This is a genomic window from Altererythrobacter sp. KTW20L (assembly GCF_023501975.1).
Lineage (GTDB): Bacteria > Pseudomonadota > Alphaproteobacteria > Sphingomonadales > Sphingomonadaceae > Alteraurantiacibacter.
The window spans coordinates 89,851-109,505 of the sequence record NZ_JAMFLH010000007.1 but is presented as its reverse complement, the minus strand read 5'-3'; the positions used below and the strand labels follow the sequence as shown (position 1 = coordinate 109,505).

The window sequence follows — 19,655 nt, the reverse complement described above, 5'->3', positions numbered from 1 at the left end:
CATTGTTTCCAATCCTTTGTGTCCCGGTGGACAAAGTGACACCTGCCCGGGAGAACATCGCCAGTTTGACCGCGGGTGACGCGAACGTCGGGCATTCCCGCCTTGTCCGAAGGCTAGGGCGTGACGTCTGTTGTAGGAAAGAGGTGAAGCGCCGCGCGGCTACATCAGCCACAGGCCGCCCAGCAGGCCAAGGCTGGCAAGCGACAGCAGGATCGCGATCAGGTTGATCTGGATCGCCGGCACCGGCTTTGCCCGGTGGGCTGACATGCGGCGCAAAACCGCGGCAGACTTTCCCCGCGCCAACCAGAAGATCAGCACGCCCACGGCGATGAAGCATGATGCCAGCGCCTTGGGTAGCCAGGCCGGCTCCAGGCGCGAGAACAGGGCGTTGAAGCCGATCCCGATGCCGACTGCAGCCAGGCCGGTGCGCATCCACCCGGCATAGGTCCGCTCGTTGGCCATAATTGTCCGATCCTCGGCCCAGTCGGTACGCTCTTCGGCCCAGTCGGTGCGATCCTGGGCGAGGCCGTTGGTGTCTGGATCATCGCTCTCGCCCTTGCGGGGTTCGTCACCGGTCGTGTCGCGTTCTGTCATGGCCGCCCGTCCGCTTCCGTCCGTTCGCGTCTGGCACATGTCGCGGTAATGGGGTTGGGAAACATCATTCGATCCGGTGGCTGTGGCGGAACCGGGCGTAGCGGTTGAGCAGGTCGTTGATGATCTGGTCCTGGGTGAACCCGGTGACATCGTGCGGCGGGTTGGCTTCGGATGTGTGCGCCATGGCCCGGTAATGGCGCTGTTCGCCGCGACCAGACTTGCGGGTCTCGGCCCACATGAAGCTGGCGGCCAGGAAGCTGCGGGAGCGGACGGCGTAGCTGAAAGCGCCGCGTTCGCCATGCGGAATGGTCAGGTCCAGGCGGTCGGCCTCCACGGCCAATTCGGGGGCAAAACCGCTTTCCCTCATCCGCTCCGCCACGGCTTCGAGCGCGGGCCGCGCCGTATCGCCGATGAAGCTGGCAATCTGTTCGGCGGTGTAGTGATGGACCAGCGAGGTAAGGCGTTGGTGCCAACCAAGTTCGGGATCCGCAGCGGCGATCGTCGCTCCCGACAGGTCGATGGCTGAGCCGGAGGCCTCCATTTGCAATGCCCGCAGCAGGCCGAAGCAGATGAATATCATGATCACGGCAAAGGGCAGCGCACTGGCGATGGCGGCGGTCTGCAAGGCTTCCAGCCCGCCAGCCAACAGCAGCACTCCTGCAATCGTACCGGCGCTGATGGCCCAGAAGATGCGCTGCCATACCGGTGTATCCACGGCAGCCCCGGACGTGATCGTATCGATCACCAGGGCGCCCGAATCCGCCGAGGTCACAAAAAAGGTGATGATCAACAAAGTGGCGATAAGCGATGTGATGGCGCCCAGGGGCAGCGCCTCCAGCGTTGCGAACAGGGCCACCGGAAGGTTGTTGAGCGCAGTCTCGGCAATCGGCGCCACGCCGCCCATGTCCAGCCAGATGGCCGTGTTGCCGAATACTGTCATCCACAGGAAGCTGAACAGGACCGGCACCAGGAGAACTCCACTGATGAATTCGCGGATCGTGCGTCCGCGCGAGATGCGGGCAATGAACATGCCCACGAACGGCGACCAGGCGATCCACCAGCCCCAGTAGAACAGGGTCCAGCTGCCCAGCCACGGGTTCGGCTCGTAGGCATAGAGGCGGAAGGTCCGCTGGATCAGTGAATCAAGATAGGCGCCGATGTTCTGCAGGTAAGCATCGAGCAGGAAGATCGTCGGCCCGGCCACCAGCACGAAAACCAGCAGCAGGACAGCCAGGATGATGTTGAGCTCGGACAGCCGCTTCACACCCCGGTCCAGCCCCAGGAAGACCGACACGGTGGCAATGCCGGTTATGCCCGCGATCAGCAGCAGCTGGTTGGAAACGGCAATGGGTAGCCCGAACAGGTAATTGAACCCGGCATTGACCTGCAGCACGCCGAGGCCAAGCGAGGTGGCGACCCCGAACATCGTGCCGATGACAGCGAAGATATCGACCGAGTGTCCGATCGGGCCATAGATCCTGCGCCCGATCAGCGGGAACAGCGGCGAACGCAGCGCCAGTGGCAGCCCGCGGCGAAACGAGAAATAGGCCAGCGCCAGGCCGACCACGATATAGATGGCCCAGGCGTGCAGGCCCCAGTGGAGGAAAGTCAGCACCATCGCCTGCCGGGCAGCCTCCACCGTCCCTGATTCGCCCACCGGCGGTGCGGCATAGTGCTGGATCGGCTCGGCCACGCCGAAGAACACAAGGCCAATACCCATTCCGGCGCTGAACAGCATGGCGAACCATGACAGGTAACTGTAATCGGGCTCACTATCGTCCGGCCCCAGTTTGATCTCGCCATGGCGGCTGAGCATCAGGTAGATGACGAAGAAGAGGAACCCGGCAACAGCGCCGACATAGAACCAGCCGAAATCGGCCACGATAAAGGCCTGGACCTGCGCAAACAGCATGGCGGCCTGTTCGGCAAACAGCGCTCCCAGCACCGCAAAGGTGAAAATCAGACCGGCCGATATGAAGAAGACAGGCGGATTGACCTGGATCCTCGCCGACTTCCGGGGAGGGCGCGCTTCATTCAAGAGCGGATCGGGCAATTCATCTTCCTGCAAGGGGGCATTATGCCTGTCCGAACGCAAGGGGTCCAGAACGGTTGCAAGAAAGATTGAGCGCTACCAGGCGCTGGAAATGATGGAATGGGAAAGGGTGGTGGACGCACTAGGGCTCGAACCTAGGACCCGCTGATTAAGAGACAAATTTAGCCCCCTATCGCCGCCTAACTAATCAAAACGTCTTTAGCGCCGTATCCTACTGAAATAGGCGCTATTGCGGCTGTTGTTATGCTCTGATACTAACGCCGGGTAACGGGCCAAAACGCCTGAATGTGTTACCCCAGCGTTACCCCAGAGGAGCATTTGACTATGGCGCGCGGCTTTACGACCAAGGGCGTTGAGGCAATCAAGCCTGACCCTGGCAGGCGGATTGAACTGCCGGACCCGGCGCTATCGGGCCTGTATATCGTGGTGCAGCCGGGCGGCGCTAAGAGCTGGGCCTTGCGCTATCGGTTCGCAGGCAAGCCCGCCAAGCTGACCTTGGGGCGCTGGCCTGTCATGGGTGTAGGCGATGCCCGCGCAGCCGCTACTGATGCGCTCCAAGCGGTCGAGCATGGCCACAATCCGGCAATAGCAAAGAAGGCCGCCAAGGCTGATATGCGCGAGGCGCAGCTTACCGAACGAGACAAGGTGAAAACGCTGGTCGAGCAATTCGACAAGCGCCACTTGTCCAAGCTGCGCAGCGGGGCAGGAGTGCGGCGCGCATTAGATCAATCCATTGTCGCCAAATGGGGCGACCGCGACATTCACGAAATCACGAAGCGCGATGTTATCGACCTGCTGGACGGGATTGCGGATAGCGGGCGTGTCACCACGGCAAATCGCGTGCGGGCCTATGCGAGCAAGTTTTTCAACTGGTGTGTGGAGCGCGACATTCTTGCCATCAATCCCGCTGCCAGCGTGAAGCCGGTGGCGAAGGAGGTTGCCCGCGACCGCGTGTTGACAGACGACGAAATCCGCTGGTTCTGGCAAGCCTGCGAAAAGGCGGGCTATCCATGGGGGCCATTCGGGAAGCTGTCATTGCTGACAGGCCAGCGGCGGCAGGAGGTTGCCGCAATGCCTTATGCCGAGATTGAGGGCGATCTGTGGAGCTTGCCAGCCGATAGGGTGAAGAATGGGCGGGCGCATGACGTGCCGCTTTCCACTGCCGCGCTGGAAGTGCTGGCCAGTGTTCCGCGTGTTGGAGGCAGTGGCCTTGTGTTCACCACCACCGGCAAGACGCCAGTGTCTGGATTTGCAAAGGGGCTGGCCAGCCTGAAAGACAAGATGACAGAGGGTGCCGCAATGGACCGCAAGGGGTCTGTCGAGATACCGCACTGGACCTTCCACGATCTGCGGCGGACGGCAGCAACAGGAATGGCGCGGCTGGCAATTCCAGTGCGCGTGACGGAAGCCTGTCTCAATCATGTTTCCGGGACCGCTGCCGGGATTGTATCGGTGTATCAACGCCACGATTATGCGCCGGAAAAGCGGCAGGCGATGGAAGCTTGGGGCCGGTTCGTGATGGAGCTTGTCGAAGGCAAGCCGGACAATGTTGTGCGGCTGGCGGAGGCGGGGTGATGGCGATTGATATTTCACAAATCATCGGCCCCAACGCCGTATCAGCCCATAAAGCAATAAAAGCCGCTAAAAGTGGCGACCCGAGTATTTTGGCCGAACGCCTGCGCGATCCAGCCGTGGCGTTGTTCGAATTCGAACGAGATTGGCTAGCTAATGAGATACTTGGCGAAAACGTGAAGCCCGCCAAGCGTCCAAAAGACCCGCCGGATTTGAAGCTGGCCAAGGCGATAAGGACTTACGCCACGTTCTGTAAGCATATGCGGCTGCTGGCGGACAAGGGCGACCGGATGAGGACGTGCGCCATTAACGATACCGCCAAGGAGATAGGTTGCGGTGCACGAACCGTTAGCGACCGGGTGAAGTATATGGAGCAGAAGGCATTCTCTAGCCATCGCGACGCAGCCAAAGCCATGTTTATGACCGATGACGAATTTGACGCCTACATAGCGGAAATAAACTCCGACGCTTAATTGCTGAAAAGTCGTCGTGCAATCCTGTGCGGGGTGCTCTTAATAGGAGGTCTCTCAAGTTGTAACGGAGACCCAGACATGCCCAACAAGTTAATAACTGCCGCGAACGCTCGTGAGCTTCTAGGCGGTATCAGCGCGATGACAGAATGGCGGTATCAGCGCGACGAAACGCTGAACCTTCCTCGCCCTGTCAAAATTCGTAACCGCAATTTCTATCGTGAAGCCGAAATCCTCGAATGGATCAATTCGCGCGAGGTGGCGGCATGAAGACCGTTCATCTTTGGCGAAATCTCGATGGCAGCGGATACTGGTATATCGAGACCGATGGCCAGGAAGGCGTTCGCCTTTTCTTCGAGACTTATGCCGGAGCGCGACAAACTGCCATGCACGAGGCGGTGCTGCTAGGCTGTCGTATTTCGTATCATGCTGAAATCTAAAGAAAGAAACGCCCGCGAGACGTTGGCGCGTCTGCGGGCGGGGAATTATCATGTCCGAAAACCATACCCAAGCTGCGCCGGAAATTCAAGGCGAAGATGACCTTTCCGGCCTCCATGAATACCTCCGAGAGCGTGGCGAAAGTGCCCGTGCGGAAGTCGCCAGATGGAATGCGCTCATTGAAGCGTGGCGCAACAAGCATGGCGACAAGCCATTGCAGCGAAAGGCGTTCGAGAAGCATCCTGCCGCTGAAATGCTCGCCAGTATCTTTGAGCAATCCAAAATCGTGGAGCATGAAGGCGCTCTGCACCTTGCGGCGTTCGCATTGGCTGCCAGCAATGAGGGCCTGCGCGAGTGCATTGATGCAATGCCGCAATTCGCGGCGCAGTTGTTCGATGTCGCGCACCTCTCTGCCGATCCTGCCGCAAGCTATGCGAAAGGCCGCACATGGGGGCTGATGGCGCAGGTCTGCGGCCTGTTGCTGGAACTCCGAACCGCTACCAGCGAGCAAATCCACGGCCTGCCTGTGGCCGATATTCCCGGCTGCATTCTCGCGCGCACTGCCGATGTTCGGGAAAGCGGCGACAATGCTTGATGATGATATTTCCGAGTGGGAAGCGCTAGATGCTGCCGCTGAGGCTGAAGCGCGCCAGAAGAAGACTGAGGGGGGCAAGGCAAAGGCTGCGCCCGGTGCGGGAGAGAAGACGGAGAGGCCGAAATTCACCTTCACACATGTCGCTGATCTGGTGGCGAAGGCGCCCGAATTTCACATTCACAAGTGGGTCGAGACGGAGGCCCTTGGATTCATTGTCGGCGCGCCCGGTTCGTTCAAGTCGTTCTTCGCGCTAGCCATGGCGTTATGCGTGGCGTCCGGGACGCCATTCTACGGGGCGCGAGTAAGACAGGGCACTGTCTTCTATATCGCAGCCGAGGGCCATAATGGCCTCGCGAACCGCGTTGACGCATGGGCGCGCAAAAATGGCATCGACCGCTCCAAGGTGAGGGTTTTTACCTCTGATCGTGGCGCACGGTTTCTCGACAAGGTGAACGCGGCGGATGTGACCGCTGCCATTCGTGAGCTTGTCGCAATCCATGGGCCACCATCTTTGATCGTCGTGGATACATTAGCGCGCAACCTTGGTCCCGGTGATGAGAATGCCACTTCGGACATGAACGACTTCATCGCGGCGATGGATGACCTGCGGGGCAACTGGCCCGGATGCACCATCATCGTTGCGCATCATACCGGATGGGACGCGAAACGCCGTGGCCGTGGTTCATCGGCGGCATTTGGGGCGATGGATTTTGAGTATATCCTCGAACGCAAGGATAAGTTTTCGCCCGTCTGCGTCATAAACACCAAGATGAAAGAAGCTGCCGAACGCGCGGATGAGTGGTTTGCGTTGGAAGTGATCGACTTGGGCTTTGTGGATGAGGATGGCGAGCCGGTAACGTCCGGCGTCCTTATGCCAGCCGAGGTCGGCAACAGCGGCGATGCGCCAGCCAAGCTGAATAAGGGCACCCGGCTGGCTCGCGATACTTTCATTGAGGCGGCAGCGGCTCATGGCGTCTTTGACCCAGACACGGGCTTTCAGGGCCTCAATATAGAGGATTGGCGCACCGCCTTCTATACCAAGCATATAGGGGGCAAGCCCGGCACAGAGCGGACGGCCTTCAATCGTGGCGCGGCGGCATTGATGAAAGCGGGGGTGCTGACCCGCGAGGGTGACGTCTATTCAACTGCTAATGCGGAAGTAAAGATTACCATCGCCATGCAGCGTGACAAGCGTGACGTCACGTGACAAAGCTCAAATTGTCACGCGGTGTATGGCGTGACGTGACGTGACACACCCCTTTAGGGGTGTCACGCTGTCACGCACCTGATTTTCCTGAATAGAATATTTCGGTGCATCTATTCGTTACTGATAGTTACGGAATGTGATACTTACCCACTATTGCCCATGATGCTATATTGTCGGCATGACATTTACTGCCGTCAATGCTCGACTACTCGCCAAGTATGGCGGCGATGTTGTGTTGTCGCGGTTTATGCCGGGTGCGCCGCCGGTCAATGAATGGGACCCACCTAATCCCCCGGTGGAAATTTCCGAAACCCTGCGGTTCATTGCCACTGCTGCCGAGACGGAGCTTGTCGCTGCATCCATGGTGCAGGTCGATGACCTGTTAGGCGTGCTGGCAGCGCCAGTGACGGAAGAGCTCAACCCGCCGCTGCCTGCCGATACGATCAGCGTGGGCAGTGAGAGCTACACCATCCTGTCGGCATCGGCGGTTCATTCGCGACCCGGCGGGGCGCTGCATTTCGCAGTGCAAGCGCGGGCATGAGCAGAGCAGCCGGGGCGGCAGATTTGGTCCCAATGCCGGGCACATCGTGGGAGGGGGATAACGCCGAGGGGCGGGCTGTTCCTTTCTCTCTCCCTGAAAAAAATTCCGGGACTGCCGAAACCGTCATTGAATTTTTGGGCACTTTGAAGGTGCCGGAAGGCCCCAAAGCCGGGCAGCCATTGAAGCTGGCAGAGTATCAGCGCCAGTTTATCCGGGGCGCTTTTGTAGCGGGTGTCATGGTTGCCTGCCTCTCAATCGGTCGCGGCAATGCCAAGACCGCTTTGGCCGCTGGCGTTGCGCTGGGCAGCGTCATGGGCGTTTGGGATACGCAGCCGCACCGGGAGATTATCCTCGCAGCCCGGAACCGCGATCAAGCCCGCACGGCATTTCAGTTTGTTGTCGGCTTCATTGAGGGCCTGCCGGATGCCGAGCAGGATCTGTTTATCATCCGGCGCGGGGCAAAGCTCGAAGTCGAATATAAGGCCAATGGCGGCGGCCTGATCCGCGTCATTCCTGCCGATGGCAAGTCGATCCTGGGCGGTGCTCCTACGCTCGCAATTTTGGACGAACGGGCCGCATGGGAGCGCGACAAAGGCGACGCGCTGGAAAATGCCATTCTGTCCGGCTTGGGCAAGCGCGACGGCAAGGCGCTCATTATCTCCACGTCCGCCCCCGATGATGCGAACACATTTAGCCGCTGGCTCGATGAACCGCCACCGGGCAGCTATGTGCAAGAACATCGGCCTGCATTCGGCTTGCCTGCGGACGATCTGGAAAGCCTGCTTATAGCCAATCCGGGGGCTGCCGAAGGCATCGGAGCAAGTGCCGATTGGCTGGTGGCGCAGGCACGGCGGGCGATAGCGCGCGGCGGTTCTGCCCTATCCAGCTTCCGCAACCTTAACCGCAATGAGCGTGTATCGAGCGAAGACCGTTCGGTGCTGGTGACGGTTGATGAATGGCTGTCGGCAGAGGTTGCGCCGGACGATCTGCCAGCCCGCGAAGGCATTTGCATTTGCGGCACCGATCTGGGCGGAAGCCGGTCAATGTCCGCTGTCGCCTTTTACTGGCCGGAAACCGGACGATTGGAGGCGCTGGGCACCTTCCCTGCGAAGCCGGGCCTTGCCGATCGTGGCGCGTCCGATGGTGTTGGCGGGCGCTATGTCGAAATGCAGGAACGCGGCGAATTGTCCGTCATGGGCGAGAATACCGTTCCGGCTGGCCGATGGCTGGCCGAAGTGGTGCGCCAGCTTGATGGCATCACGCCAGCCTGCATTGTTGGCGACCGGTTCCGCCATGCCGAATTTGTCGAAGCAATGGAAAAGGCCGGGCTGGGCCGCGTGCCTTTCATCTGGCGCGGGTTCGGCTGGAAAGACGGCGCAGAGGATATTGAGCGTTTCCGGCGGGCGCTGTTCGATGGCGAAGTTAAGACCGTGCCTAGCCTGTTGCTGCGCTCTGCCTTTGCGGATGCAATCACGCTGGTCGATCCGGCAGGCAATCACAAGCTGGCGAAGGCGCGTTCGCTGGGCCGCATTGATGCAGCCGCTGCCGCCGTGCTGGCGATTGCCGAAGGTGCTCGGCGCATTGCGCGTCCCTCCAAGCAAGCGCGGGTGCCAGTATGGGCATAAAGCGCGAAACCGGGCGGGCCGGTGCCAGTGTCTATCGCTCGATGCGGTGGAAGGGGCTGCGCCTTGCCGCCAAGCGGCGCGATGGCTGGGCTTGTGTCCAATGCGGGGCGCAGGGCGCGCGGCTCGATGTCGATCATATCAGACCTATTCGCACGCACCCGGAATTGGCGTTCGAACTCGCCAATTTGCAGACGCTTTGCGTCACTCATCATTCGGAAAAGACGAAGCGCGAATTGCAGCGTCGAACCGAAACCGGACCCGAGCGTCTCGCGTGGCGCATTTTCACGCGCGAACTGACCTCCAATCCCCTTCGACCTTTAATTGAACTGGAAATTTAACATGCTCGAATCTGTAAAAATCCAGCGGCGCCAGTCCGAAATTCGTTCGGAACTGTCCGCTCTTGCTGGCAAGTCCGATGCGACCGAAGACGAACTGCGCACTATCGATACGCTCGATGGCGAGTATCGCAGCAATGAGACCCGCTACCGTGCGGCGCTGATTGCCGAGGATGGCGAACGGCGCGAGGCCGGGGCCGAACTGGAAACCCGCTCTGATCGTGAATGGTCCGATCTGGTGCAGAGCTTTGAGGTGCGGCAGGCCGTGCTGGCGATTGCCGAAGGCCGGGCACTGTCGGGCCGCACTGCCGAGGTTGTGCAGGAGCTGCGCAGCGCGGGCGGCTATCGCGGCGTTCCGGTGCCGCTGATGGCGCTCGAAACGCGCGCCGGTGAGACAATTGCCAGCGGCACGCCGGATCCGATCCAGCCGCGCCCGATTATCGATCGGCTGTTTCCCGGCAGTGTTGCGGCGCAAATGGGCGCGCAGCTCATCCAGATTGGCAGCGGCGCGGTGGAATGGCCTGTCACCACGTCCAGCGTGACCGCTGGCTGGGCAAATGGCGAGCTTGCCAATGTGCCGGGGCCGACCACCTATGCCACCACCGACAAGGCTTTGAAGCCCGAACAGACGCTGGGCATTCATATGCGGGTTAGCCGCAAGGCCATGCTGCAATCGGGTGATGCGCTGGAGCAAGCCATTCGCCGCGATATGAATGGCACCATGGCCGCCGAACTGGACAAGGCCATTTTCCTGGGCACCGGTGCCGCCGGGCAGCCGCTGGGCATCATTCCCGGCGTTGCGACCTATGGCATTTCCTCCACCGACGCCGGCGGCATCGCATCATGGGCGGCGCTACGCGCGGCTGTGGTGCGGTTTATGACTGCCAACGCTGCCAACGGACCTGCCGCCGTCAAGGCGCTGGTGCGGCCGGAACTGTGGAACGCGATGGACGATACCGAAGCGTTCGAGGGAACCGGCGTCACCGAATGGGACCGGTTCGTGAAAAACATTCCGGCTCCGACCATGACCACCAATGCGCTGGCCGCCCCGTCCGGCGATCCGCTGGAAACGCAAGTGCTGCTGACCACTAGCGCAGGCGGCGTGCCACCTGTCTTTGTCGGCCTTTGGGGCGCGGTGGACCTTATCCGCGATCCCTACAGCGATGCGCAATCGGGCGGCCTTCGCCTGACCGCTCTGACCACGGCGGACGTTACCGTGGCGCGCGGCGCGCAGATTGAGCTTGTGACCGGGCTTGAACTGGAAGCGGGCGCATGACGATTGCCCCCATCTTTGATGCGGGGCTGGAACTGCGGGCGGCGGGTGATGGCACTCGCCGCCTGAAAGGCAGCTTCCCGTATAGAAAGCGCGCCGTGCTCGATGCTGGCGGCAACGGGCGCAGGCCGAAGAAAGAGGAATTTGCCCCCAAGGCGTTTTCCTTCGCTGTGGACGATCCTGACCGCGAGATTCATTTGCTCATCGGCCATTCGTTCGACCGGCCACTGGCATCGCGCAAGGCTGGCACGTTGCTATTGCAGGATAGCGAGGCGGCGCTGGGCTTTGAGGCGATCCTTACGCCGGACATTCAACGCACGTCATGGGCGCAGGACTTTATGGCCGCCTTCGCTGCTGGCCTGATTAGCGGTATCAGTCCGGGTTTCAGGGTTGCGCCTCCCGAGGCCGTCAACAAGCCGGAAGAAACAAACGAGGAAGACCCGGCGGAAGGCAACGCGCTCATTCGCACGATCTTTGCCGCCGTGCTGTTTGAATTGTCCATGGTGACGCGGCCCGCATACGGCGAAACGGAAGCGGACCTGCGCAGCCTGCAATTCGATCCGGTGCTCCGCAAGGGCATCATTCACCCGCTGAGCAGGTGGCGGGCATGAAGGCCGAGATTAGTGCGATCACGCAAGCCGAAGCGCCCCCTGCCGCCTATGCGCCGGTTGACGGCGTGACCGGCGATCTGCTGGCAACCTGCTGGCAGCGAATCGAGCATTACATTGCGCAGCGTTTTGGCAGCCGGGAGGTTGTCTGGACGTTGGTCTCTTGCGGTGGCGAGTGGCAGCCGCCGCTAGGGCCAGTCACCGACATTTCCGACGCATTCCGATGGCAATATGGTGCCTGGCAGTCCGCCACCATTGAAAGCGGCCCGTTCGGCCTGCTGCTGCCAGCGGGCCACGTCCAGATTGCGGCGTCCGTGGGCACCGAAGCGCTGGACCTGCCTGCCAGCGTGGAAAAGGCAGTGCAGCGGTTGGCGGCATATCTCGAAGCGGAAAGCGCCGTTCCTGTCGGTGCCCGCTCATACCGGGCAAGCGTGGGCCAGCTTTCCGAAAGCATTTCAGCGGACCCGGCGCACGCGGCCAAGGCCCTGCAAAACAGCGGTGCAGCCGATTTGCTGCGCTCATATCGGAAGGCGATCTAATGGGCTTGTGGCAGCGCCTTATCGGCAGGGGTGAAACCCGTTCGGCATCGGGCACCGGTTACACCTCGCAAATCATGGCAGCCCGGCAGGCATATATCGCCGGGCGCACCGGGCTGGGCGAACTTACCGCCACCGTGCAGACCTGTGTGAGCCTGTGGGAGGCGGGCCTGTCGCTTGCGGACGTGCAGGGCACCGACCTGCTAACCCGGTTCGATATGGGGATTGCGGCGCGGGCCATGGCACTGCGCGGCGAAGCGGTTTTCCTGATCCGGGATAGGTTGATCCCGATTATTGATTGGGACCTATCGACCCGCGACGGCATCCCGCGTGCCTATCGCCTGTCCATTCCAGAGATTGGCGGCGGGCGTTCCGAAACCGCGCTGGCAGCCGAGGTGCTGCATTTCAGGATAGCGCCTGATCCCGGCGCACCGTGGGCGGGGCAGGCACCATTGCGGCGCTCGCAATTGACGGCGGGCCTTTTGCATACGCTGGAAGCGGCCTTGGCCGAGGTTTACGAGAATGCCCCGCTGGGCAGCCAAGTGGTGCCATTCCCTGAAAGCCCGGACGTTGACCTAGAAACGCTCGGCCATGGTTTCCGGGGCCGCCGTGGGCGCGTCATGTTGCGCGAGAGCGTGAACGTAACGGCAGCCGGTGGACCCGGACCGGCGCAGGACTGGCGACCGCAAGACGTGACCCCGAACCTTCAAGGCTCGATGGCCGTGCAATCGCTGCAAGAGGCGCGAGGCGCGATCTTTGCTGCCTTTGGCATCCTGCCAGCCATGTTTGCCACGAATGCGCAGGGGCCGCTTGTGCGCGAAGCGCAGCGGCATCTTGCGCAATGGATATTGCAGCCCATGGCGCAGGTGATGGCAGAGGAATGCACCGCCAAGCTGGCAAGTCCGGTGACAATCGACGTGGTGCGACCTGCGCAGGCATTCGATGCAGGCGGCAGGGCAAGGGCGTTCGGTGCGATGGTAATGGCCCTTACGCAAGCGAAGGAAGCCGGACTGGACCCGCAAGCGGTGGAGGATTCGCTGTCGTTTATCGACTGGGCAGATTAGGACGTGCTTATCAGGCTGAGGCGATTTTCTTTCTTAGTCTAGACAACCGTTTTTCAAAATCATTCGCCCATCCTTGAGACTGCCCCAACACGCACAGGTCTATTGCAGAATGAAAATCCTTCTGCTTCTCGTATATTATTGCGAGTTGTTCATATCCGGTATGGTGCGGAATGTAATTGTCTTCCAAGAGAAACTGGCGCGCTACATCTTCTGCAATTCCGATCTGCTCCTTACATGCCTCTATGGCGGACTGGAGGGCACCATCCAATTCGCTTCGCCACCGATAGTAAAAGCGTATGCGCTCCATGCAGTCAAAGTGATAACGGATCAACGAGAGGCTGCTAATAGGACAGCTCTGCGCTTTATCCATAAACTTAAGGGCTATCTCAAATCCTGACGGATTATTGAACCACATAGCTGTGCTAGAAAGGAAATATCTAGCGCTCCCAAAACTGGGATATCCGGTTGTTAAGGGCGAGGCAGCGCTATCAGAAAAGAACGGATTGTATTCCTCCAAAACGCGCGTTCTCTGATCGGCGGTAAAGGTTTTATTCCACCAATCCCATAATCCAAATAGACCGAGTGCGCCTTCACCCGAAATCTGTGACTGCGCATCTGTGTTTGCCATGGCCTTCACCCCCGCTGGAGAGAATGAGGCAATGGCGGCTGCCAAACAAGGCTTTCTCGAATACCTGCGGCAAACTCTTTGTTACCCTAAGTGTTACCCCAACGAAAAACCCCGCCGGTCGGGCGGGGCTAAATCTCGTCTAAGTGACTGAATTATTTGGTGGACGCACTAGGGCTCGAACCTAGGACCCGCTGATTAAGAGTCAGCTGCTCTACCAACTGAGCTATGCGTCCACTCTGGCGAAGGCCAGGCCCGAAATTTGCCGGTACGGCGAATCATCGGGAGGCGCTCATATAGCGGAAGTTTCGCGGCTGAAAAGGGCTTCATCCGCCTATATTCCGCCAAGGCTTCAATAGTCGGGCGTACCTGCCGCGCGGGTCCAGCGTTCGACCATCATCAGGGTGCCGATGCAGATCATATTGGTCATCATCGACGATCCGCCGTGGCTCATGAAGGGCAGGGGAATACCCACCACCGGGGCCAGACCCATGACCATCATCAGGTTTACCGCGACATAGAAGAAGATCGTCGCGGTCATCCCTCCGGCCAGCAGGCGGCTGAAGCGGTCGGGCGCGTTGCGCGCCACGGTGAGGCCCCAGCGCAGCACGATGCCGAATACCAGCAGCACGAACAGTCCGCCCAGGAGGCCCCATTCCTCGGCCATGGTGGCAAAGACGAAATCGGTGTGCGGTTCGGGCAGGTAATCGAGGTGGCTCTGCGATCCCTCGCCGAAACCCTTGCCGCTGATCCCGCCCGATCCGATGGCGATCTTCGACTGGGTGATGTGATAGCCCGAGCCCAGCGGATCACTCTCGGGATCAAGGAATGTGGTAACACGCCGCTGCTGGTAATCTTGCAGGGCGAAGAAATAGGCTAGCGGCGCGGCTATTGCTGCAGCGATTGCCCCGCCTGCGAACCAGCGAAGCGGTATGCCCGCCAGGAACAGCACCACGGCTCCGCCGAAGCCGATCGCCAGGGCCGTGCCGAGGTCGGGCTGCAACAGGACCATCGCCATCGGCACGAGCATCAACCCCAGCGGCACCACCAGCGCGCGCGAATGGGCGATCATCCCGATGGGCATGGTGTGGAAGTAGCTGGCCAGCACCAGCACGATGGTCGGCTTCATCAGTTCGCTCGGCTGGAGGCGCAGGAAGCCCAGTTCCAGCCAGCGCTGGCTGCCCCCGCCCACCTGGCCCATTACTTCAACCGCCACCAGCAGCAGCAGCACGCCGCCATATGCCAGAAAGGCGCCGTCCATCACCAGCTTGCGCGGCATGCGCGAGATGACCAGAGCCATGGCGAGGAACACCCCGAAGCGGATCAGGTGCGACGCGGCATAAGTCGAGAAATCGCCACCCGCTGCCGATTGGAGCACCGCAGCGCCGAACAGCACCAGCAGCGTCAGGGGGCCGAGCATGATCCACGGAAGCTCGGCCAGTGGGGCGGGCAGGGTTAGGCCGCGCCTCATGTGGCTAGAGCCTCGCCAGCGGCTGGATCGGCTTCCGGTGCACTCGCCGCGGCGCGGGCCTCGGCATCGACCGGGCGCAACCCGGTGTTGGGAGGCCGGGGAGTGGGGGCAATCTGGATTCCTGCGGCAGCAGACGCATACTGGGCATAGGTCTTTGCAAGACGTTCCTGCGCCGTCCCACCCCATCCGGCTTCTAGCGCGTGCAGCACATCCAGGCCCTTCTGGGGATCGAACAGATAGGTCAGCACGTCGCGCGCCACCGGCGCCGCCGCGACCGAGCCGCCGAGGCCGTGTTCGATGACCACGGCGCCAGCATATTTGGGCCGGTCAACCGGAGCAAAGAATACGAACAGGCCATGGTCGCGGAAGCGCCACGGCACGCCCATGCCACCGCGTCCGCCGCTGCCAAGGCCGCGTACCTGTGCCGTACCGGTCTTGCCGCCCATCAGGATGTCAGGGAACGGAAGGCGGCTGCGCCCGGCCGTCCCCGCGCCGTTCACCACTTCCGACATGGCCAGGCGGATCGTCTCGAAATGGGCGGGATCGAAAGAGAAGCGGCCCGGCTCCGGTCCTTCACCCAGGACCAGCCGGGGGCGGATATGCTTGCCCGAAGCGAGGCACGCCGACATCACGGCAAGCTGCAGTGGACTGGCGATCATGTAGCCTTGCCCGATCACGGCATTGAGCGAATCCGAATGAGTCCACTGCTGCTCGAACCGGCGCATCTTCCAAGCGGCGTCGGGAACGGTGCCGTAGCTCTGACTGGCAACCGGAAGCTCGTAACGCTCCCCCAGGCCCAGGCTGCGGCCCATTGCCGCGATGATCTCGTAGCCGTGGCGATGGGCCATCGCGTAGAAATAGGTGTTGCAGCTGCGCGCAATCGCGGTGTGCATGGTCATCGGGCCGTGGCGGCCAAGGCAGCGGAATACGCGGTTGCCGAGCCGGTAGCCGCCGGGACAATTGACGGTTTCCTGCGGATCGATCCCGGCCTCCAGCAGCGCCATGCCGGCCATCGGCTTGAGTGTCGAGCCGGGTGGATAGAGGCCGCTCAGCACCTTGTTGCGCAAGGGAACCCGCTCGTCTTCGCGCAGCATCTGGTATTCGACCCGGCCGATCCCTTCGGAGAAACTGTTCGGATCGAAGCTGGGCATCGACGCCGCGCACAACAGGTCGCCGGTCTCGCAGTCGATTACCACGGCCGAACCGGACTCCAGGCCGAGACGGCGCGCGGCATAGTCCTGCAAGGGGCCATCGATAGTTAGCTGGACCGGGTTCCCCTGGATATCCTCGCGCGTTTCCAGGTCGCGCACGATGCGTCCGCGGGCCGTCACTTCGACCCGGCGTGCGCCCGGTTGACCCCGCAGCACTTGCTCGAACTGCTTTTCGACGCCGTCCTTGCCCAGCTTGAAGCCGGGCGTCAGCAGCAGGGGGACCGGCTCCAGGTCGAACTCCTCGCGGTTGGCCGCGCCGACATAACCGAGCAGGTGGCCGACCGCCGGTCCGGTGGGATAGTAACGTGAATAGCCCCGCTGCGGAATGACCCCGGGCAGTTCGGGCAGGCGGACCGACACCGCGGCAAAACTGTCGTAGTCCAGCCCGCTGGCGACGGGCACGGCGCTAAAACCGCGCGCTTCCTCCAGCCGGTCGTGCAGATCCTGGCGCTCGGCCGGAGTGAAAGCCAGGACATCGCCCAGGATGCGGACCGTGCCGTCGATGTCCTCCAGCCGCTCGGGGATGATATCGACGCGGAAATCGGCCCGGTTGGATGCCAGAGGCGATCCTTCGCGATCGAGGATCCAGCCGCGGCGCGGCGGGATGAGCGACAGGTTCACCCGATTGCTCTCCGCCTCCATGCGGTACTTCTCGTTCTCGGCCACGGCAATATAGCCCATCCGTGCCGCTAGCAGCAGGCCCACGCCGGCCTGCGCCGCCCCGATCACGAAAGTGCGGCGGTCGAAGGTCTGCTTCAGTGCGTTAGACGATACCGCCTTTTCCATTGCCTATCCGATGCGCCGCACGCGCAGCAGGCGCACGCGGTCGAGTACTGTTACCAGACTTGCAACAATGGGAAACAGCACGATCGAGAGCAAGAGCTGCGGCAGGACAAGGCCAAGCTGCATGACGGAAATCTGCGCGCCCGAAAGTAGCGCCGCCAGCGACAGATAGGCCGCCAGGATAGCCGCAGTGGTCAGCCAGTTCTGCCAGAAATTGCGCCACGGAAAGCGCGCTTCCAGCAGGTCCAGCCCGATCAGGATGAGCGAAAACAGCATGATCCCGCTGCCGAATGGCTGACCGGAAAACAGATCGTCGAACAGGCCGAAGGGAAAGCCCGCCCACAACGGCAGCAGGCCGGGCCGCAACAGCCGCCAGGCGATCAGGATCAGCAGGCCGAAGGGCGGCAGCACCGGGGCAGGGGCAATCACCGGCAGCATGGGGGTAAGCGATCCCAAGAGGATCGTCAGGCACGGCACACCATAGACCAGCACCGGCGAATGGTCGCGGTTGATCTTCTTGCCATAGGCATCGCTGCGGGATCGCGGGTTGAGCTGCTCCATCACCCGGCGCTCACTGCGTTACGCCTTCGGGCGGAAGCTCTTCTGCCGCCTGTTCGAGCACTTCACGCTGCCAGATCGGTTCGACGATAACCAGGTCGGTTGCCGCCGGATTGCTCAGCAACTGGCCAATGGCTCCATCGTCTGTCACGCGGGTGACCATGGCCACTGCCACGCCGGGCCGGAACATACCGCCCGCGCCCGAGGTCACGAACACATCGCCTTCTACCAGCGGATTGATGCCCAGGTTGATCAGCCGGATGCGCAGCGACCCGTCGGCGCGCCCCTCGGCAAAGGCCACCACGTCATCCGTCGCGCGGCGAACGGGAACCATGCTTTCGCTATCGGTCAGCAGCAGCACCCGGCTGGTGTTGGCGCCGGTTTCCAGCACCCGGCCTACCAGCCCCATCGGCGACGTGACCGGCATGCCGTTGGTCACCCCGTCGTTGCGCCCCGCCGAGATGAAGGCAAAGCGCCGGGCAGAAGATGACGATGAACCGATCAGCCGGGCAATCGCCACGCGGCCTGTTTCACCTCGCGCCAGTCCCAGTGTGGCCTTCAGGCGCTCGTTCTCCTGCCGCACGGCTTCGGCCTCGGCCAGGCGAACGCGGGCCACGGCAATTTCGCGCTCCAGTTCGGCATTGCGGCTGCCGGCGTCATAGTATCCGGCCACGGCATCGAATACCGACCGGGTCTGTACGCGGGTGGCAGCACCAGCCTGTCCGGCGGGGGCGGCAAGGTCGGTAGCCATCATTCGCAGGCCCTGGAAGGTCTGCGGGCTCCACAGCGAAAGGGCGAGCAACAGCACGCCGACCAGCGCGCCGGACCCGGCCAGCACATAGCCGGCGAACAGCCCGAGCTGCGCCCGTTTGTTGGAACCGGATCTGTGTGCCGCAGGCGGCGCCATAACCGCCTATCCCTCCCTTGGTAGCTGCAGGATCAGGCGGTCATCAACACGCCGCGGTACATCGGATCCTCCATCGCCCGGCCGGTGCCCATGGCGACGCAGGTGAGCGGGTCTTCCGCAATCGAAACCGGCAGGCCAGTCTCTTCCATCAGGTGTTTGTCCAGCCCGCGGATCAGCGCGCCGCCGCCGGTCAGGACGATGCCCTGGTCAACAATGTCCGCCGCCAGTTCGGGCGCGGTGTTTTCCAGCGCGATGCGCACGCCTTCCACGATGGCGCCGATCGGTTCGGACAGCGCCTCGGCGATGTGGGCCTGGTTGATCAGGATTTCCTTAGGCACGCCGTTGACGAGGTCGCGGCCCTTGATGGTGATCTGCTCGCCAACGCCATCTTCCGGCACGGTCGCGCAGCCATAGTCCTTCTTGATCCGTTCTGCCGTGGATTCGCCGATCAGCAGGTTGTGGTGGCGACGGACATAGGACACGATCGCCTCGTCCATCTTGTCGCCGCCGGTGCGGACCGAGGTGGTATAGGCCAGGCCGCGCAGTGACAGCACGGCAACTTCGGTCGTGCCGCCGCCGATATCGACGACCATCGAGCCGATCGCCTCGGTAACCGGCATGTCCGCGCCGATAGCCGCGGCCATGGGTTCGAGGATCAGGTACACTTCGGATGCGCCGGCATTGCTGGCCGCATCGCGGATTGCGCGCCGTTCCACCGAGGTCGAGCCCGAGGGCACGCAAATGGTGATTTCCGGATAGCGCAGCAGGGTCCGCTTGCCGTGAACCTTGCGGATGAATTCCTTGATCATCTCCTCTGCCACGTCGAGATCGGCGATCACGCCATCGCGCAGCGGGCGGATCGCCTCGATGTTGTCGGGCGTCTTGCCCATCATCAGTTTGGCATCTTCGCCCACGGCCTTCACCCGCTTGATCCCGTTGATCGTTTCGATGGCCACCACGGAAGGTTCGTTCAGCACGATCCCGCGATCCTGCACATAGACCAGCGTGTTCGCCGTGCCGAGGTCGATCGCCATGTTCTGCGATCCGAACTTGAAGAATTTGGAGAAGAAGGAACCCATCGAAAAATCCGTATGTTACTGCGTAGTCCGGCGGACAATTCCGCCTTAGCGCAGCGCCTGGTTGCTGCCTGATTGCTGGAAGGTTGCGCTTTGTAGCGCGGCCTGCGCTG

At 61.8% G+C, this 19,655-nt stretch carries 21 protein-coding genes and 1 tRNA gene; 13 read left to right on the top strand and 9 right to left on the bottom strand.

The features are described from left to right. Positions 1–159: 159 nt before the first annotated feature. Positions 160–594 (bottom strand): YidH family protein, encoded by a 435-nt coding sequence (locus tag M3P36_RS08730; protein WP_249702870.1) that lies wholly within the window; start codon positions 592–594, stop codon positions 160–162. 64 nt (positions 595–658) lie between these two features. Then, positions 659–2,689 carry a BCCT family transporter gene (locus M3P36_RS08725; RefSeq protein WP_502798371.1) on the bottom strand — a complete coding sequence of 677 codons (2,031 nt, stop codon included), beginning with the start codon at positions 2,687–2,689 and terminating at the stop codon, positions 659–661. Between the two features lie 282 nt (positions 2,690–2,971). On the opposite strand from M3P36_RS08725, the gene M3P36_RS08720 reads away from it, so the two are divergent. The 13 genes from M3P36_RS08720 to M3P36_RS08660 all read left to right on the top strand — a co-directional run bounded on the left by M3P36_RS08720 (position 2,972) and on the right by M3P36_RS08660 (position 12,911). Beyond that, a complete protein-coding gene (locus tag M3P36_RS08720) occupies positions 2,972–4,222 on the top strand; it encodes a tyrosine-type recombinase/integrase (protein WP_249702869.1) in 1,251 nt (416 codons plus the stop codon). After that, positions 4,222–4,692 carry a hypothetical protein gene (locus M3P36_RS08715; RefSeq protein WP_249702868.1) on the top strand — a complete coding sequence of 157 codons (471 nt, stop codon included), beginning with the start codon at positions 4,222–4,224 and terminating at the stop codon, positions 4,690–4,692. Before M3P36_RS08720 ends, M3P36_RS08715 begins: the two co-directional genes overlap by 1 nt. 78 nt (positions 4,693–4,770) lie before the next feature. Further along, positions 4,771–4,959, top strand: coding sequence for a helix-turn-helix transcriptional regulator (locus tag M3P36_RS08710; RefSeq protein ID WP_249702867.1), 189 nt, complete (start codon positions 4,771–4,773; stop codon positions 4,957–4,959). Further along, positions 4,956–5,129, top strand: coding sequence for a hypothetical protein (locus tag M3P36_RS08705; RefSeq protein ID WP_249702866.1), 174 nt, complete (start codon positions 4,956–4,958; stop codon positions 5,127–5,129). Before M3P36_RS08710 ends, M3P36_RS08705 begins: the two co-directional genes overlap by 4 nt. 50 nt (positions 5,130–5,179) lie before the next feature. Next, entirely contained in the window at positions 5,180–5,722 is a 543-nt protein-coding gene (locus M3P36_RS08700) for a hypothetical protein (RefSeq protein WP_249702865.1), read from the top strand. Beyond that, entirely contained in the window at positions 5,715–6,929 is a 1,215-nt protein-coding gene (locus M3P36_RS08695) for an AAA family ATPase (RefSeq protein WP_249702864.1), read from the top strand. Before M3P36_RS08700 ends, M3P36_RS08695 begins: the two co-directional genes overlap by 8 nt. Positions 6,930–7,107: 178 nt before the next feature. Beyond that, the gene (locus M3P36_RS08690; protein ID WP_249702863.1) at positions 7,108–7,470 is read left to right on the top strand and encodes a hypothetical protein; all 363 of its coding nucleotides are present in this window, start codon (positions 7,108–7,110) and stop codon (positions 7,468–7,470) included. A 179-nt stretch (positions 7,471–7,649) separates the two neighbouring features. Continuing rightward, complete coding sequence (locus M3P36_RS08685; RefSeq protein ID WP_249702862.1) at positions 7,650–9,095, top strand: terminase large subunit domain-containing protein; 1,446 nt, start codon at positions 7,650–7,652, stop codon at positions 9,093–9,095. Continuing rightward, positions 9,086–9,433 (top strand): HNH endonuclease, encoded by a 348-nt coding sequence (locus M3P36_RS08680; protein WP_249702861.1) that lies wholly within the window; start codon positions 9,086–9,088, stop codon positions 9,431–9,433. Before M3P36_RS08685 ends, M3P36_RS08680 begins: the two co-directional genes overlap by 10 nt. Before the next feature lies 1 nt (position 9,434). Further along, positions 9,435–10,706 (top strand): phage major capsid protein, encoded by a 1,272-nt coding sequence (locus M3P36_RS08675; RefSeq protein ID WP_249702860.1) that lies wholly within the window; start codon positions 9,435–9,437, stop codon positions 10,704–10,706. Positions 10,707–10,801: 95 nt separating this feature from the next. Beyond that, positions 10,802–11,314: an HK97 family phage prohead protease gene (locus M3P36_RS08670; RefSeq protein ID WP_249702859.1), complete on the top strand. Its 513-nt coding sequence runs from the start codon at positions 10,802–10,804 to the stop codon at positions 11,312–11,314. Then, positions 11,311–11,850, top strand: a complete 540-nt coding sequence (locus M3P36_RS08665) for a hypothetical protein (RefSeq protein ID WP_249702858.1) — start codon at positions 11,311–11,313, stop codon at positions 11,848–11,850. The genes M3P36_RS08670 and M3P36_RS08665 overlap by 4 nt, the downstream gene beginning before the upstream one ends. Positions 11,851–11,855: 5 nt before the next feature. Further along, positions 11,856–12,911, top strand: a complete 1,056-nt coding sequence (locus M3P36_RS08660; protein ID WP_249702857.1) for a phage portal protein — start codon at positions 11,856–11,858, stop codon at positions 12,909–12,911. A gap of 10 nt (positions 12,912–12,921) precedes the next feature. Here the strand turns inward: M3P36_RS08660 and M3P36_RS08655 are convergent, their stop codons facing one another. The 7 genes from M3P36_RS08655 to M3P36_RS08625 form a co-directional block, all read right to left on the bottom strand. Then, positions 12,922–13,584 carry a hypothetical protein gene (locus M3P36_RS08655; RefSeq protein ID WP_249702856.1) on the bottom strand — a complete coding sequence of 221 codons (663 nt, stop codon included), beginning with the start codon at positions 13,582–13,584 and terminating at the stop codon, positions 12,922–12,924. 112 nt (positions 13,585–13,696) lie between these two features. Further along, positions 13,697–13,772, bottom strand: a tRNA-Lys gene (locus tag M3P36_RS08650). Positions 13,773–13,888: 116 nt separating this feature from the next. Continuing rightward, the gene (gene rodA, locus M3P36_RS08645) at positions 13,889–15,007 is read right to left on the bottom strand and encodes a rod shape-determining protein RodA (protein ID WP_249702855.1); all 1,119 of its coding nucleotides are present in this window, start codon (positions 15,005–15,007) and stop codon (positions 13,889–13,891) included. Continuing rightward, positions 15,004–17,004 (bottom strand): penicillin-binding protein 2, encoded by a 2,001-nt coding sequence (gene mrdA, locus M3P36_RS08640; protein WP_249702854.1) that lies wholly within the window; start codon positions 17,002–17,004, stop codon positions 15,004–15,006. Before mrdA ends, rodA begins: the two co-directional genes overlap by 4 nt. Before the next feature lie 3 nt (positions 17,005–17,007). Continuing rightward, entirely contained in the window at positions 17,008–17,562 is a 555-nt protein-coding gene (gene mreD, locus M3P36_RS08635) for a rod shape-determining protein MreD (RefSeq protein ID WP_249702853.1), read from the bottom strand. Positions 17,563–17,572: 10 nt separating this feature from the next. Next, positions 17,573–18,466: a rod shape-determining protein MreC gene (gene mreC, locus M3P36_RS08630; protein ID WP_249702852.1), complete on the bottom strand. Its 894-nt coding sequence runs from the start codon at positions 18,464–18,466 to the stop codon at positions 17,573–17,575. 32 nt (positions 18,467–18,498) lie between these two features. Then, positions 18,499–19,545: a rod shape-determining protein gene (locus tag M3P36_RS08625; RefSeq protein WP_249702851.1), complete on the bottom strand. Its 1,047-nt coding sequence runs from the start codon at positions 19,543–19,545 to the stop codon at positions 18,499–18,501. Positions 19,546–19,655: the final 110 nt, after the last annotated feature.